Origin of the sequence: Xylanimonas ulmi (assembly GCF_004216535.1) — a bacterium.
GTDB classification, from domain to species: domain Bacteria; phylum Actinomycetota; class Actinomycetes; order Actinomycetales; family Cellulomonadaceae; genus Xylanimonas; species Xylanimonas ulmi.
Genome location: NZ_SGWX01000001.1, coordinates 683,313 through 699,217 on the forward strand (window position 1 = coordinate 683,313; position 15,905 = coordinate 699,217).

The 15,905-nt window shown below is 72.5% G+C and carries 13 protein-coding genes; 8 read left to right on the forward strand and 5 right to left on the reverse strand.

What is annotated here, in order from left to right; translation table 11 throughout:
- Window positions 1–2: 2 nt before the first annotated feature.
- Together kdpB and kdpA are read right to left on the reverse strand one after the other, a co-directional pair.
- On the reverse strand, window positions 3–2,168 hold the full coding sequence (kdpB, locus tag EV386_RS02975; RefSeq protein ID WP_130412180.1) for a potassium-transporting ATPase subunit KdpB: 2,166 nt from the start codon (window positions 2,166–2,168) through the stop codon (window positions 3–5).
- Entirely contained in the window at window positions 2,165–3,832 is a 1,668-nt protein-coding gene (gene kdpA, locus EV386_RS02980) for a potassium-transporting ATPase subunit KdpA (RefSeq protein ID WP_130412182.1), read from the reverse strand. Before kdpA ends, kdpB begins: the two co-directional genes overlap by 4 nt.
- 449 nt (window positions 3,833–4,281) lie before the next feature.
- On the opposite strand from kdpA, the gene argS reads away from it, so the two are divergent.
- The 6 genes from argS (at window position 4,282) to EV386_RS03010 (ending at window position 10,190) form a co-directional block, all read left to right on the forward strand.
- Entirely contained in the window at window positions 4,282–6,036 is a 1,755-nt protein-coding gene (gene argS, locus EV386_RS02985; RefSeq protein ID WP_130412184.1) for an arginine--tRNA ligase, read from the forward strand.
- A 154-nt stretch (window positions 6,037–6,190) separates the two neighbouring features.
- Window positions 6,191–6,580: a GntR family transcriptional regulator gene (locus EV386_RS02990; protein ID WP_130412186.1), complete on the forward strand. Its 390-nt coding sequence runs from the start codon at window positions 6,191–6,193 to the stop codon at window positions 6,578–6,580.
- Window positions 6,577–7,545, forward strand: coding sequence for an ATP-binding cassette domain-containing protein (locus tag EV386_RS02995; protein ID WP_130412188.1), 969 nt, complete (start codon window positions 6,577–6,579; stop codon window positions 7,543–7,545). The genes EV386_RS02990 and EV386_RS02995 overlap by 4 nt, the downstream gene beginning before the upstream one ends.
- Window positions 7,542–8,333, forward strand: coding sequence for a hypothetical protein (locus EV386_RS03000; protein ID WP_130412190.1), 792 nt, complete (start codon window positions 7,542–7,544; stop codon window positions 8,331–8,333). Before EV386_RS02995 ends, EV386_RS03000 begins: the two co-directional genes overlap by 4 nt.
- A 34-nt stretch (window positions 8,334–8,367) precedes the next feature.
- Window positions 8,368–9,393: an ABC transporter ATP-binding protein gene (locus EV386_RS03005; RefSeq protein WP_130412192.1), complete on the forward strand. Its 1,026-nt coding sequence runs from the start codon at window positions 8,368–8,370 to the stop codon at window positions 9,391–9,393.
- Window positions 9,390–10,190: an ABC transporter permease gene (locus EV386_RS03010; protein WP_130412194.1), complete on the forward strand. Its 801-nt coding sequence runs from the start codon at window positions 9,390–9,392 to the stop codon at window positions 10,188–10,190. Before EV386_RS03005 ends, EV386_RS03010 begins: the two co-directional genes overlap by 4 nt.
- 6 nt (window positions 10,191–10,196) lie before the next feature.
- Here EV386_RS03010 and EV386_RS03015 read toward each other — a convergent pair whose 3' ends face one another.
- The 3 genes from EV386_RS03015 to EV386_RS03025 form a co-directional block, all read right to left on the reverse strand.
- On the reverse strand, window positions 10,197–10,760 hold the full coding sequence (locus EV386_RS03015) for a dihydrofolate reductase family protein (RefSeq protein WP_130412196.1): 564 nt from the start codon (window positions 10,758–10,760) through the stop codon (window positions 10,197–10,199).
- A 28-nt stretch (window positions 10,761–10,788) separates the two neighbouring features.
- Window positions 10,789–11,199 (reverse strand): hypothetical protein, encoded by a 411-nt coding sequence (locus EV386_RS03020; protein WP_130412198.1) that lies wholly within the window; start codon window positions 11,197–11,199, stop codon window positions 10,789–10,791.
- 66 nt (window positions 11,200–11,265) lie between these two features.
- Window positions 11,266–12,045 carry an alpha/beta fold hydrolase gene (locus tag EV386_RS03025; RefSeq protein WP_242607810.1) on the reverse strand — a complete coding sequence of 260 codons (780 nt, stop codon included), beginning with the start codon at window positions 12,043–12,045 and terminating at the stop codon, window positions 11,266–11,268.
- 171 nt (window positions 12,046–12,216) lie between these two features.
- Here EV386_RS03025 and EV386_RS03030 point away from each other — a divergent pair, with 171 nt between their 5' ends.
- Both EV386_RS03030 and EV386_RS03035 read left to right on the forward strand, forming a co-directional pair.
- The gene (locus EV386_RS03030; protein ID WP_130412202.1) at window positions 12,217–14,934 is read left to right on the forward strand and encodes an AAA family ATPase; all 2,718 of its coding nucleotides are present in this window, start codon (window positions 12,217–12,219) and stop codon (window positions 14,932–14,934) included.
- A 115-nt stretch (window positions 14,935–15,049) separates the two neighbouring features.
- Complete coding sequence (locus tag EV386_RS03035) at window positions 15,050–15,874, forward strand: alpha/beta fold hydrolase (protein WP_130412204.1); 825 nt, start codon at window positions 15,050–15,052, stop codon at window positions 15,872–15,874.
- Window positions 15,875–15,905 lie beyond the last annotated feature (31 nt).

Here is a 15,905-nt window from a genome sequence, read left to right on the forward strand (position 1 = left end):
GGTCAGACTCCGGGGATCAGGGAGACGAGCAGATCGAGGAGCTTGATCCCGACGAACGGGGCGATCAGGCCGCCGACGCCGTAGATCAGCAGGTTGCGGCGCAACAGCACGTCAGCCGCCGCGGGTCGGTAGCGCACGCCGCGCAGGGACAGCGGGATGAGCGCGACGATGATCAGCGCGTTGAAGATGACGGCCGAGAGGATCGCCGACTGCGGCGAGGACAGTCGCATCACGTTGAGCGCGTCGAGCTGCGGGAACAGGCCCACGAACATCGCGGGCAGGATCGCAAAGTACTTGGCGACGTCGTTGGCCACCGAGAAGGTCGTCAGGGCGCCGCGGGTGATGAGCAGCTGTTTGCCGATCTCGACGATCTCGATGAGCTTGGTCGGGTCGGAGTCGAGGTCGACCATGTTGCCGGCCTCCTTGGCTGCCGACGTGCCGGTGTTCATGGCCACGCCCACGTCCGACTGCGCGAGGGCGGGCGCGTCGTTCGTGCCGTCGCCGGCCATGGCGACCAGTCGCCCGCCGGTCTGCTCGCTCCTGATGTACGCGAGCTTGTCCTCGGGAGTCGCCTCGGAGAGGAAGTCGTCGACACCCGCCTCGGCCGCGATCGCCTGCGCCGTGAGCCGGTTGTCGCCCGTGACCATCACCGTGCGGATGCCCATCGCGCGCAGCGCGTCGAACCGCTCGCGCATGCCCTCCTTGACCACGTCCTTCAGGTGCACGACTCCCAGGACCCGGGCTGGGTGCTGGCCGCTCTGCTCGGCGACCACGAGCGGGGTGCCCCCGCTGCGCGAGACCTCCTCGACGAGCTCGTCGAGCCGCGCCCGCGTGTCCTGGGGCAGGATCGCGCCGGTCGAGCGCAGCCATCCCCGCACCGCCGAGCCGGCGCCCTTGCGCAGCCGATACGGCTCACCGTCGAGGTCGAGGTCCACGCCGGACATGCGGGTGTGGGCGCTGAACGGGACGAACACGGCGTCGGCGGGCAACGCGGCCCCGGGGCCGACGGCGTCCTCGACCAGGTCGACGATCGATCGGCCCTCCGGGGTGGCGTCGGCGAGCGACGCGAGCCGCGCCGCGGCGGCGAGCTCAGACTGCGTCACCCCGCCGACCGGCTCGAGCCTCGCGGCACGCCGGTTGCCGTAGGTGATGGTGCCCGTCTTGTCGAGCAGCAGGATGTCCACGTCTCCGGCGGCCTCGACCGCGCGCCCCGACATCGCGAGCACGTTGCGCTGCACGAGCCGGTCCATGCCTGCGATGCCGATCGCGCTCAGCAGTGCGCCGATCGTCGTCGGGATGAGGCACACGAGGAGGGCGACGAGCACCAGCACGGGCTGTCTCTGCCCCGAGTACACGGCGAACGGCTGCAGCGTGGCCACGGCCAGCAGGAACACGATCGTCAACGTGGTCAGCAGCACATTGAGCGCGATCTCGTTGGGTGTGCGCTGCCGCTCGCTGCCCTCGACCAGCGCGATCATCTTGTCCACGAAGGTGGACCCGGCTGCCGCGGTGATGCGCACGACGATCCGGTCCGAGAGCACCACGGTGCCGCCGGTCACGGCGGACCGGTCGCCGCCGGACTCGCGGATCACCGGCGCGGACTCCCCGGTCACGGCGGACTCGTCCACGGACGCGACACCCTCGATGACGTCGCCGTCCCCCGGGATCGTCTCGCCGGCCTCGACCACGACGACGTCCCCTACCCGCAGCGACGCCGACGGCACGACGGCGGTCTCCAGCAGGTCCAGGCGGCTGCTCGCAGTCAGGGTGTCCTGCCCGGCCAGCACCTTGCGCGCCGTCGTCTGCCGCTGCGTGGCACGCAGGCTCGACGCCTGCGCCTTGCCGCGCGCCTCGGCGACGGACTCGGCGAGCGTGGCGAACAGGACGGTGAACCACAGCCAGACCGTGACCCACCAGGCGAAGACCGCCGGCTGGAGGACGGCCAGCACGGTTGTGAACAGCGCCCCGACCTCGACGACGAACATCACCGGCTGATGGCGCAGCGCGCGTGGATCGAGCTTGCGCACCGCGCCTGGAAGGGCGGCGCGCACCTGCGTCCAGCTCAGGGCGCGGCCCGCGCGCGCCCGCGGTGAGCGCTGGCGGGCGCCGACGTCGGCGCGGCCGGCGAGGGCTGGTGTGGTCTGGGCGGCGATGGCGGTGCGGTTCACGACAGCGACTCCACGACGGGACCGAGGGACAGGACGGGGACGAAGGTCAGGCCCACCACGACGAGCGTCACGGCGCCGACCAGCCCCATGAACAGCGGCCGGTGGGTGGGCAAGGTGCCGGCGCTCGGGGGGACGGCTCGCTGGCTGGCGAGCCGTCCCGCCAGGGCGAGCACCAGCGTGATCGGCACAAACCGGCCGACGAGCATGGCCAGGCCGAGCAGCGTGTTGTAGAACGTGGAGTTCGCCGCCAGGCCGGCGAAGGCCGAGCCATTGTTGTTGCCCGCCGACGCGAAGGCGTAGACCACCTCGGACAGACCGTGCGGGCCGGGGTCCTGAACGCCGGCCAACCCCTGCGGCGCCAGCACAGCCAACGCGCTGCCGACGAGCACTACTGCTGGCGTGGCCAGCACATACAGGGCGACGAGGGTGATCTCGCCCTGCCCGATCTTCTTGCCCAGGTACTCAGGAGTGCGGCCCACCATGAGCCCTGCGACGAACACCGCGAGGATCGCGAGCACGAGCATCCCGTAGAGCCCGGAGCCCACACCTCCGGGCGCGACCTCGCCCAGCAGCATGGTGAACAGCGCCACACCTCCGCCAGGCGCGGTCATCGAGTCGTGCATGGCGTTGACCGCGCCGGTCGAGGTGCCTGTGGTCGACGCCGCGAACAGCGCGGAGGCCGCGAGACCAAACCGGGTCTCCTTGCCCTCCATCGCGGCCCCGGCGACGGTGGGCGCCAGGCCCGGTCCGGCGAGCTCGGCCCAGGTCGCCAGGCCCACGGCCGTGGCCCAGAGCCCACCCATCACGCCGAGGATCGCCCAGCCCTGGCGCCGGTCGCCGACCAGCAGCCCGAAGGTGCGCGGCAGTGCTGACGGAATGAGCAGGATCAGGAAGATCTCCACGAGGTTGGTCAGCGGGTTGGGGTTCTCCAGCGGGTGGGCGGAGTTCGCGTTGAAGAACCCGCCGCCGTTGGTGCCCAGCTCTTTGATGGCCTCCTGTGAGGCGACGGGCCCGCCCAGCGCGTGCTGCGTCCCGCCGCTGAGGGTGGTGATCGCCGTGTGGGGGTCGAGGGACTGGATGACGCCGTTCGCCACCAGCACGAGTGCGGCCACTGCGGCGACCGGCAGCAGAATGCGCACGACGCCGCGCGTCAGGTCGCTCCAGAAGTTGCCGATGCGCCCGTCGGCGCCCGACCGCGCGAACCCGCGCACCAGCGCGATCGCGACCGCCATGCCGACTCCGGCCGAGACGAAGTTCTGCACGGTCAGGCCGGCCATCTGCAGCAGATGTCCCGCTGTCGACTCTCCCGAGTACCACTGCCAGTTGGTGTTGGTGGTGAAGCTCACCGCGGTGTTCCACGCGCCAGCCGGGTCCAGGCCCGTGAACCCGAGGTTCCACGGCAGGTGTGCCTGAAGGCGGCCCAAGGCGTACAGCAGGAGCACCGAGGCGAGGGAGAAGCCGAGCAGGGACAGCAGGTAGGCGCTCCAGCGCTGCTCGGCGTCGGGGTCCACCCGCAACAGTCGGTACCAGACGCGCTCCGCGCGGGTGTGGCGGGGGGAGGAATAGACGCGGGCCATGTAGGCGCCGAACGGGACGTGCGCAGCGCCCAGCGCGATCAGCAGGATGCCTACCTGTCCGACGGCGGCCCAGAGGGTCGTGGTCATCGGCGATCACCGGACCTTGTCGCTGTGCAGCAACGCCCACAGCAGGTAGCCGAGAAGGGTCAGGGTCACCACCAGGGCCGCGAGGTCGAGGCCGCTCATGAACGGCTCCCCTCGTGGCGGCGGGCGATCACGGCGATCGCGGCGAAGAACGCCACGGTCAGCGCGGTGTATGCCAGGTCGGTCATGCCTCTGGTCTACGCGCCCGGCCAGCCCTGTCCCGCCGCTCTGACGGAACCTTGACGCCGCCCGCCGCGTCGCTGACGGGACTCTGACGGCGCCCGCGTGGTCGGGTTCGAGGCGATCCGGACCAGTGGCAGCGACGGCCTCGAACGCGTGGTGCTCAACCTCCGTCGCCGCTGGGTCGCCGTGTAGGCGGCGCGAGACGCCGTGGTCCGTAGACTTGACCGCGCCCCACGTCAGAGGGCGCCCGTCCGGGTGAAAGGCCCCGTGTGACCGTCGTCGCGATCCAGGACCAGGTGGAGGCGGCCGTCAGGGCCGCCCTGACTCGGGTGCTGCCGGCCGAGCTGGCCGGCGCCGACCCGGTGGTCCGACGATCCGACCGCGCCGACTTCCAGGCGAACGGTCCACTCGCCGTCGCGAAGCGGGCTGGCCGGTCTCCGCGTGACATCGCCCAGGACGTCGTCGCGGGCCTGCGCGAATACCGAGCCGAGGTCTCCGGGCCGGGGTTCGTCAACGTGACTGTGCCCGACGATGTCGTGTGGCTCGCCGTGGCCGCGCGAGCTGCGGACGATCGGTTGGGCGTCGCCACACCCCGCTCGGGTGAGCGTGTGGTGGTGGACTACTCGGCCCCGAACGTGGCCAAGGAGATGCATGTCGGCCACTTGCGCAGCTCCGTGATCGGTGACGCGTTGGCGCGCGTGTTCGCGCACCTTGGCTCGGATGTGATCCGCCAGAACCACATCGGTGACTGGGGCACGCAGTTCGGGATGCTGATCCAGTACCTCGACGAGCACCGCGAGGTGAGCTGGCGCGGCCAGGGTGCGCAGACGATGTCGGCTCTCGACGCGCTCTACAAGTCGGCCCGCGCGCAGTTCGAGGCTGACCCCGCGTTCGCGGACCGGTCGCGCGCCCGCGTCGTGGACCTGCAGGCGAGCGAGCCCCGTACCGTCGCCGCGTGGCGCGACCTGGTCGCTCAGTCGCAGAGGGCGTTCGAGGCGATCTACGCCCGCCTCGGCGTCCTGCTGGACGACGGCGACTTCGATGGCGAGTCGCGCTACAACGACGCCCTGCCCGCCGTGGTCGACGAGCTGCTCGCAGCCGGGATCGCCACCGAGTCCGACGGCGCCGTGGTCACCTTCACCGACGGCGTCGACGGACCGGACGGATCGCCGGTCCCGCTGATCGTGCGGAAGAAGGACGGCGGCTACGGCTACGCGGCAACCGACCTCGCCACGATTCGCCTGCGCGTCGAGGCCTACCAGGCGGATCGCATCCTCTACGTCGTCGACGCCCGCCAGGGCCTGCACTTCCGCATGGTGTTCGACGTCGCGCGCCGGGCCGGCTGGCTGCCCGACGCCGTGCGCGCGCAGCACGTCCAGTTCGGCACCGTGCTCGGCGCCGACGGACGCCCGTTCAAGACCCGCTCCGGCAAGACGGTGCGCCTCGCGGACCTGCTCGACGACGCCGAGGCGGCCGTGCGCGGTGTCCTCGGGGAGCGCGATCACGGCTTCACCGCGGCCGAGCTCGACTCCGTGGCGCACGCCGCGGGGATCGCGGCGGTCAAGTACGCGGACCTCAGCAACACGCGCACGAAGGACTACGTGTTCGACGTCGACCAGATGGTCGCGACGACGGGGAACACCGGCGTCTACCTGCAGTACGCGCACGCACGCGTGTGCTCGATTCTGCGGAGGGCGACGGATGGCTCCACGCCGCCGATCGCCGACGCAGCTGGCCACGTTGACGGCAGCCTCCCGCTGCACCCAGCGGAGCGGGCGCTTGCGTTGGCGCTCGACGCCTTTGAGCGGGCCCTGCGCGATGTGGCCGACACCCTCGAGCCGCACCGCTTGTGCGGCTATCTCTACGACCTGGCCACGGCGTTCACCCGGTTCTACGACGCGTGCCCCGTGGTGAGGGCGGACGGCGCGACACGCGCCAACCGGATCGTGCTGTGTGCCCTGACGGGCCGCACTCTCGCCGCTGGACTCGGCCTCCTGGGCATCGCGGCGCCTGAGCGCATGTGAGCGATCCGGTCGCCGGAGGCGACGGGCACGGGGCGCAAAGCGCCACGCGGTGGCGCGCCTCGCCCTTCCTCTTGCGCGCGCGCCCACTTCAGTGGTTCATTAGTCGAGTAACGAACCACTGAACGACGCAGATGCGGTGGTGGGAAGGAGTCCCGTGTTCGACGGTCCCGAGCCGATCTACGTCCAGATCGCCCAGATGGTGCGCGCCCAGATCCTGGCCGGCGAGCTCAAGGAGGAAGACCAGGTCATGTCCACCACGCAGTTCGCCACGCAGTTCCGCATCAACCCGGCCACCGCTCAGAAGGCGTTCTCGAACCTGGTCGATGAGGGCGTCCTCTACAAGCGCCGGGGGCTGGGGATGTTCGTCGCTCCGGGGGCGCGGGAGCGCCTGCTCACGGCGCACCGCAAGGACTACTTCCAGCAGGTGCTGGCCCCTGCCCTCGCCCAGGCCGGCCTGCTCGGCATCCCGACCGACGACATCGTCGCCTACGTGCTCGGCTCCGGCAGGACCGCAGCCGCCGGCGGCGGGACGGAGACCCGATGACCACGCTGCCGCCCTTCGCCGCCCGGCTCGACGCCGTCACCGTGCGCTACGGCCGCGCCCGCGCCGTCACGACACGCCTCGGCGTCCCGGGCCTCGACGCCCGCACGCAGGCGGTCGACGCCCTCGACGACGCCACGCTGACCATCCGGCCCGGCGCGATCACCGGCGTGCTGGGCCGCAACGGCGCCGGCAAGACGACGATGCTGCAGCTGCTCGCCGGGTACGCCCGGCCCACCTCCGGCAGCGTCGTCGTCGGCCCGGACGGTCAGGAGGAGAACCCCTGGGAGAACCCCTGGATCACCTCGGCCACACAGCTCGTGCGCGAGTCGGGCGACCTCATGAACGACGAGCGCGTCAAGGTCAGCCTGTGCCATGTCGCGGACCTACGCCCGGACTGGGACGCCGACCTGGCGGGGCGACTGCTCGACCTGTTCGAGATCGACACCCGCCGCAAGCCGCAGGCGCTGTCCCGCGGCAAGCGTTCGGCGCTCGGCGCCACCATCGGGCTCGCCTCGCGGGCCCCGCTGACCATCTTCGACGAGGTCTACCTCGGCATGGACGCGCCCACGCGGTACGCGTTCTACGACGCGATCCTCGCCGACTACGCCGAGCACCCGCGCACGATCCTGCTGTCCAGCCACCTGGTCGAGGAGGTCGAGCGCCTCTTCGAGGACGTCGTCGTGCTGCACCGTGGCCGCGTGCTGCTCGCCGAGCCCGCCGACACGATGCGTGAGCGCGGCCACAGCCTCACAGGCCCCGCGCCCGCCGTCGAGCGGCTCGCCGCCGGACACCGGGTGCTGCACCGCCAGCAGCTCGGCGGCACCGCCCAGGTCACCCTCGAAGGACCGCCCGACGTCGCCGCGGCCCGGGCGGAGGGCGTCGACGTCGGCGCCGTCCCCCTCCAGGACCTCTTCGTCCACCTGACCGCGAACGACCACGCCGCCCCGAAGGGAGCCGCGCGATGAGCGCCACCGTCACCGCCGCGGAGCGCGCCGAGCGGACAGCCCGAGCGCGGCGCACCGCGACGCGGGCCGCGGCACGCTACGCCGGCACCGGCCACCTGATCTTCGCGGCCGCGTTCTGGGTGCTGTTCGGCCTCGTCGTGGTCCTGGTCCCGGTTCTCATCCACGCGGCAGGCGGGCAGATGCGCGGCGGCGTGACGCACGCCGTCGGGTATAGCGCCCGCTGGACCGCGTTCTCCCTCGCCATCGGCACCACCTACAACCTCGCCGCGCCGCACCTGGCCGCGGGCGGCACCCGCCGCACCCTGTGCCGGGGCGTGGTCGCCGGCGCCGTCGTCGCAGGGCTCGCCTACGGACTCCTGGCAGGCGCCGCCCGGCTGGGCGAGCGGGCGCTCTTCCACAGCCTCGGGTGGGGCTGGCAGTCCCCGGACGGGCACTCCACCGCAGGCAGCCTCGGCGGGGACGCGCTCGCCGCCCTCAGCGAGGGGATCGCCATCACCGGCTACGCCCTCATCGGAGCGGGCGTCGTCGCGGCGTTCCTCGGCCTGCGGCGGCTGGGCCCGGCCGTCCTCGCGATCCTCGTGGCCCTGCTGACCGCGGCCGCCGTCGAGACCCTCACCCGCACCGGCACGGGCGGGCAGACCCTGGGCCGGTGGGTCGCCCAGCACGCGCTGCCCGCCGGGGCGGCCGGAGTCACGGTCAGCCTCCTCGCCGCGCTCGCCGTCGTCGCCCTCGCCGCGGGCTGGCTGTGGCTGCGACTGCGCCACGTCCAACTGCGCCCACCCGCCTGACCGGCGCCACCACCATCCACCGGAAGGAAGAGCCATGACCACCCCCGTCGTCGAGGTCCGCGACCTCCGCAAGGCGTACGGCGCCGCCCCCTCCGCCCCGGGGAGCGGCGAGGGCCCCGGGGTGCACGGCGTCAGCTTCGCCGTCACACCCGGCGAGATCTTCGGGATCCTCGGCCCCAACGGCGCCGGCAAGACCACCACCGTGGAGTGCCTCGCCGGCCTGCGCGACACCGACGGCGGCGCCTTGATGGTGCTCGGCGTCGACCCGCAGACCCACCCCGAGCGGGTCCGCGAGGACCTGGGCATCCAGCTCCAGGAGTCGCACCTGCACGACAAGATCACGGTCGAGGAGGCGCTGCGCCTGTACGCCGCGTTCTACTCCGACCCCGCCGACGTCGAGGAGCTCCTCACCCTGCTCGACCTCCAGGACAAGCGCCGCACGCAGTTCGCGAAGCTGTCCGGCGGGCAGAAGCAGCGCCTGTCGATCGCGCTCGCCCTGGTCGGCAGGCCTAAGGTCGCCATCCTCGACGAGCTCACCACCGGCCTCGACCCGGCCGCACGCCGCGCCACCTGGGACCTCGTCGAACGGGTTCGCGCCACCGGCGTCACCATCCTGCTCGTCACCCACTTCATGGACGAGGCCGAACGGCTCTGCGACCGCCTCGTCATCATCGACCGCGGCCGCGTCGTCGCCACCGGCACCCCCGGCGAGCTCATCGACCGGCTCGACGACGCTCGCGCCGTGCGCCTGCGCGTGGCGCCCGACGCCCGCCGGCGCGCCCTCGCGGCGCTCACCCCGCTCGTCGGCACGCCCGACGTCGCCGCCGTCGAGACCGACGGCGACGAGATCGAGGTGCGCGGCACCCGCCGCGTCCTGTTCGCCGTCGTGCCGGCGCTCGCGGCCGCCGACGTCGTCCCCGACGACGTGCGGACCGTCTCACGCACACTCGAGGACGTGTTCGTGGCCGTGACCGGCCGGGCCTACGACCCCGACGCCGCCCCGGGCGCGACCGATCCGGACCTGAGCCTCACGAACACCATGGATGGAGCAGACCGATGAGCGCCTCGACCCTCGCACCGACCCGGGCCAGCGGCTGGCGCGGGTTCCCCACCCTGCTGCGCACCGAGACGAAGGTGTGGCTGCGCGACGGCGCCGGGGTGTTCTTCGGCCTGATCTTCCCCACGGTGCTGCTCGTCGGCGTCGGCCTGGTCATCCCCGGCATGCGCGACGTCATCACCGACGCCCCGCCGTCGTCGCCCTGGTTCGGGCTCACCCCCGTGGCGCTGTACGTCCCCACCGTGCTGGCGATGGCCCTGGCCACCGCGGCGCTGACGATCCTGCCCGCCACCTTCGGCGCCATGCGCGAGAAGGGCGTGCTGCGCCGCCTGGCCACCACACCGATGCGGCCGCAGGGCCTCATCGCCACGCACTACCTCATCAACCTCGGCGCGACGATCGCGTCCTCGGTCATCGCGCTGGTCGCCGGGCAACTCGTGTTCGGCATCGTGGCTCCCCGCCAGGTCGGCGTCGTCGTGCTGGCGTTCGTGCTGGGGCTGGCGGCGATGTTCGCCGTCGGCACCGCGATCGCCGCGCGGGTGCCGCGCGCGCAGACGGCGTCGGCGATCTCGATGCCGGTCTACTTCCCGATGCTGCTGCTCGCCGGCATGTGGACGCCGGGCCCGATCATGCCCGAGGTGCTGCGCGTGGTCGGCCGGTTCACCCCCCTGGGCGCCGCCTCGCAGGCCATGACCATCGGCTGGTTCGAGCAGGGCTTCCCGCTGCTGCAGATGGTCGTCATGGCGGCCTGGACAGCCGTGCTGCTGCCCGTCGGGATCAAGCTGTTCCGCTGGGTCTGACCGGCGTCAGGCGGCCGCTGGCCGGTAGCGCAGGGCGAGTGCGCCCGACGGCAGCTCGCGGCGATCCACGAGTTCGAGCTGGACGCGTTCGCGCAGGCCGGCGAGCAGCGTCGGCCCGTGTCCCGCGAGGACCGGCTGCACCAGGAACTCGTACTCGTCGATCAGCCCCAGATCCGCCAGGGCACGGGGGAGCGTGACGCCGCCGACCCAGAGGCCCTCGCCGGGCTCCCGCTTGAGTCGGCGAACCGCCTGCCCCAGGTCGCCGCGCACCAGTTCGGCGTTCCAGTCGACCGCGCGCAGGGTGCCCGACACGACGTGCTTGCGTGCCCGGTCGATGGCCTCGGCGAACGGGATCTGCCACCGGGCCATCCAGTCGGGCCATGCGCCCGTGGTCGGCCTGCGCCACACCGACTCCATCATCTCGAAGGTCACGCGGCCGAACAGCAGGGCGTCGGCCCGCGCCATCTGGTCTGTCCAGTAGCGCATGGACTCCTCGTCGGGAGCGAGTCCCGCCTCGTGATGGACGCAGCCGTCGAGCGTGACGTTGATCGAGTACCGAAGCGGTCTCATCGTGTCGCCTGCGGCGGGAGTGTTCGGCTCATGGGCCGACCGTGATCGGCGCCGAGCGGCCCCCGGCGACCTCGATCACGACGCTCGTTCCGGCGGCGACGTCGTCCGGCAGCGCGAGCCCGAGTGACAGGGTGCCGTCGTCGTCCGCGTCGAGCGGCTCGACGTGGTCGAAGGTGTGCTCCACGCCGTCCACGATGACCTTCGGGATCACGCCGGTCAGTGGTCGTGCGACGAAGTCGGTCTGTCCGGTGTCGTTGCAGTCGGCGAAGAGGTGGCGGACGCTCACCTCGACGACGCCACCCGCCGGGGCCGCGGTCGGCGCGGTGACCTCGGGCGCGGCGCATGACGCCGCGCCCGTCGAGTGACCGGAACAGCCGACCACGACTGCGACCACGAGTGCGACCGCGCCGACGCAGACCGCGCCCTTCGCGAGTCTCATACGGCCAGGTATACCGCGAGCGCGGGGGACGGGCACGTGGCGCCCCGTCGCCCCGCTGCGCGACGGCTACGACTGCGCCGCCTTGATGATGAGGTTCGCGACAGGTGCGGGGTGGCTCATCATCACGACGTGGGAGCTGTTCACCTCGATGGTTTGGGCGCCGGCCCGCGCGGCCATGGCGCGCTCCGCCTCGGGCGGAATGATCCGGTCCTTCTTGGCGACGACGTACCAGCTCGGGATGTCGGCCCACGCGGGCGCCGCGGAGGGTGTGAACAGCGCCGCGAGCGCGCCAGGGCGTTGGGACGCCGCCATGAACCTCGCCGTGTCGGAGGGCAGGTCCTGGGCGAAGAGTCGGTGGAACCACGCCGGGTCGATAAAGGCGTCCGCATCGCCCTCGGCGGCGCCGGGGAAGGGCCGCAGCACGAGGTGGTCGGTCACGTCGGTGTGTCCGCCGCCGAGGGCGTTCATCGCGACGACGTTCTCGCCCTCGGCCGGCGCGTAGGCGGCGACGTACACGAGCGCCTTGACGTCCGGGTCGCCGGTGGCGGCGTTGGTGATGACGGCGCCGCCGTAGGAGTGCCCGACGAGCACGACGGGCCCGGTGATCGTGTCGAGGAACTGCCGCAGGGAGGCGGCGTCGTGGTCGGGGCCGCGCAGCGGGTTGGAGAACGCCAGGACGGGGTATCCACGGTCGGCGAGCCGGTCGGCGACGTCGGCCCAGCCGCTGGAGTCGGCGAACGCGCCGTGGACCAGGACGATCGTCGGCTGTGGGTCCGGGGCGGGCCGGGGGCGCCCATGGGCGGTGGCGGGGCCGGTCGCCGGCGTGAGCGCGATCAGGGCTGCCACGGCGGCTGTCACCACGGCGGACGGACGGAACCTGTTCACTGGAGTGCCTTCCTTCGGGGAGCATGACGCTCGATCGTCGGACGGGTGGCGGCGTCGGCGAACCACGTGCGGTGCGTAGTTCCCCACGTTGACCGCGGGCCCCGCCCGAGCGAGGTCGGTACTGTCGGCGCCATGGGCGGGTTCCTCGGTCGCCACGCCGAGCAGGAGCGGGTGCGGGCCCTGGCCGGGCGCGCGCGGAACGGGCGAGGAGGCGCGCTGCTGATCGTCGGGGAGCCGGGGATCGGCAAGACGGCGTTGCTGGACGTGACGACGACAGGCCTGGCCGGGCTTCGAGTGCTGCGCGTGGACGGCTATGAGGCGGAGTCCACGATCCCCTTCGCCGGCGTCCAGCGGCTCGGTCTGCCGCTCGTCGAGTACCTCGACGACCTGCCCCGGCGGCACCGGCGGGCGCTCGCGGTCGCCGCCGGTGTTGCGGAGGGCACACCATCGGACAGATTCCTGGTCGGCCTCGGGGTGCTGGGGCTGTTGGCCAGGGCCGGCGAGTCGACGCCCCTTCTGTGCGTGGTCGATGACGCGCACCTCCTGGACCCCGAGTCGCTCGACGTCCTCGCCTTCGTCGGCCGGCGGCTCCAGGCGGAGTCGGTCTCCCTGGTCCTCGCTGGCCGGAGCGCGCAGGGGATCGAGGCGCGGGCGGCGGGCATCGAGACGCTCCGCCTGGGCGGACTGGATCAAGAGTGGGCGGTGCGGCTGCTCAAGGGATCCGTCCCGGACATCGACCCGTCTGCCGCGGTGCGGATCGTCGCCGCGGCAGGCGGGAACCCGCTCGCCCTGATCGATCTCGCCACGGAGCTCACCGGCCGGCAGCTCGCCGAGTCGACCTTCAGCGACGAACCGCTGCCCGTCGGCCACCACCTCGAGGCCCACTACGTGCGCCAGGTGCGCCAGCTTCCGCCGGACGCGCAACTCTGGCTGCTGGTCGCTGCGGCGGACTCCACGGGGAACCTCGCGCTCGTCCTGGCGGCGGGTCAGGCGCTGGGGCTCAGCGCGGAGCGTCCAGTCGACGCTGCCGAGGCCGCCGGGCTCGTGCAGGCCGGCCCGCAGATTCGGTTTCGCCATCCGCTGGTGAAGTCGGCGGTGTACGGGGCCGCGCACGGCGCGGCACGACGCCAGGTGCACCGCGCCCTGTCCGCAGCGGCGGACCGGCTCGGGCTTGTCGAGTTGGAGGCGTGGCACGCCGCGAAGGCGACCCTCGGCGTCGACGCCGCCGTCGCCGACCGGCTGGAACGGGTCGCCGACATCGCCGGGCGTCGGGGTGGGTTCTCCTCCCGGGCGGGTGTGCTCGCCCAGTCCTCGGCCCTGACCCCACCTGGTCCGTTGCGGTTCGCGCGGCTCGTGTCCGCGGCGGAGGCGGCCCTCGCCGCGGGAGTCGCACAACTCGCCACCACGTATCTCGACGACGTCGATGAGGGGGCGCTCGACCCGGTCGCGCGCGGGCGGCTGATCTCGACTCGGGCCAGCATCGCGATGTTCATCGGCGACCCGGCTCTGGTGGGCGCCGGCGCCGACATGCTGGCCGCGGCCGAGGCGTTCCACGGGCACGACGCCGCTCTGGAGCAGCACGCGTTGATCAGGGCCTTCGAATGCACTCTGTCGTCGGAGCGGCTGGCGCGCGGAGTGACCTTGGCCGAGATCGGCGCGCGGCTGCGCCAGGGGTCGCAGGTCGGGCAGGGGCTGGCGTCGACCATCTTGCGCGGGCTGAGCGCCCACATCCTGCTCCCGTACGCGAAAGCCGTCCCCGAGATGCGCGCGGCGCTGGAGGCCATCCGTGGGCTCGGCACGGAGGACCTGCTGCGCTACGGGGCGACGAGCGTCGCCCTGAGCACCGCGCTGTGGGATGCGCAGGCGCGCAAGGAGTGCTTGGAGCGCACCGTCGAGGCGGCCCGGGACACCGGTTCCCTCCAGGTCCTCGACACGTCGTTGTGGATCCTGTCTCTGGCCGAGCTCTCCGGCGGCACGCCCCGGCGCTCGGCGCAGTACGTCGAGCAGGTGCGCGAACTGCGGCGCGCCATCGGGTACGACGCCGAGAACGTGATCAACGTCGCCCTGCTGGCGTGGATCGGCGCGCCTCGCGCCCAGGTCGAGATGATCGCGGACGGCGCCGCGGCGATGGGATTCGGCGGGGTGCACGCCTCGGGCGTCGCCGCGCTCGGCATCCGCGACCTTGCCGAGGGGCTGTACGCCGACGCCTACCGGCGCCTCAAGACCCTGGTCGACGACCCGTTCCTCCAGGTGACTCCCTTGGAGCTGCCCAGCTTTGTGGAGGCGGCCACGCGCAGCGGCCACGCCGAGGAGGCGGTCGCCCACGTCGAGCGGCTTGAGGAGCTCGCCGACGCGAACGGCTCGGCGTGGGCTCGCGGCGTCGCCCAACGCTCTCGGGCGCTGATCGCGGACGAGCCGCAGGAGCACTTCGTGGCCGCGGTCCGAACGCTCGCCCAGGGCGTCGGGTACCCCATCGAGCTCGCCCGTGCCCACCTCCTCTACGGGGAGTGGCTGCGCCGCGTTCGACGACGTCGGGAGGCGCGCGAGCACCTGTACGCCGCCTTGGAGATCTTCGAGCGTGAGCTCGCGCCGGTGTTCGCCCAGCGTGCCCGGAACGAGTTGGCCGCCCTCGGCGAGCAGTCGCCGCAGGTCGGCGGGCGCGGTGACCTGGGTCTGACCCCGCAGCAGATGACGGTGGCGGAGATGGCGGCCGCGGGCCAGACCAACGCGGAGATCGCGGCCGCCCTGTTCCTCAGCGCGAACACCGTGGACTACCACCTGCGCAAGGTGTTCCAGCGGCTCGGGATCTCCTCTCGCCGGCAACTCGCGGAGCGGCTCGTCGCCGGCTGACCGCGGCGGGCCCCGTCGGGCGTCATGACGGACCACGTGGACCACGTGGTCCGGCCGCGAGGCGCCCACAGGCAGGCTCGGGACTGCCAGGTCCCACCCGACCACGGAGGTCACGATGCCCTTCATCACCACCGACGACGGCGCCCAGATCTTCTACAAGGACTGGGGAGGCGGCGGCGCCCCCGTCGTCCTGAGCCATGGCTGGCCGCTGAACTCCGACGCGTGGGAGGCGGCGGCGCTGTTCCTCGCCGAGCACGGCCACCGCGCGATCGCCCACGACCGTCGCGGGCACGGCCGGTCCACCCAGACGTGGGACGGCAACGAGATGGACACCTACGCCGACGACCTCGCGTGCCTGATCGAGACGCTCGACCTGCACGACGCCACGCTCGTGGGGCACTCGACCGGTGGAGGCGAAGTCGTCCGCTACGTCGGCCGGCACGGGACGGCGCGGGTGGCCAAGCTCGCGCTCGTCTCGGCCGTGCCGCCGCTCATGCTGCGCATCGACGACAACCCGGACGGCCTCCCGATCGAGGTGTTCGACCAGATCCGCGCGGGGGAGCTCGCCAACCGCTCCCAGCTGTACCGCGACCTCGCCGACGGACCGTTCTTCGGGCACAACCGCAACCAGGACGTGCCACAGGGCTTCCGCGACGCATTCTGGCTGCAGAGCATGGCGTGCGGCCACCGCGCCGCATTCGAGTGCATCGCCGCGTTCTCGGCGACCGACTTTCGCGCCGACCTCGCCAAGGTCGACGTCCCCACGATCGTCATCCACGGGGACGACGACCAGATCGTCCCGTTCCCGGTCGGTGGCGAGCGCTCCGTGAGCCTCATCGACGGCGCCGTGCTCAAGGTCTACGAGGGCAGCGGCCACGCGCTGCCCGACACGGACCGCGCGCGGCTCCACGCCGACCTGCTCGCATTCATCGACGGATGACCGCCCGAACCGCACCCTTGAGAGGAATCGC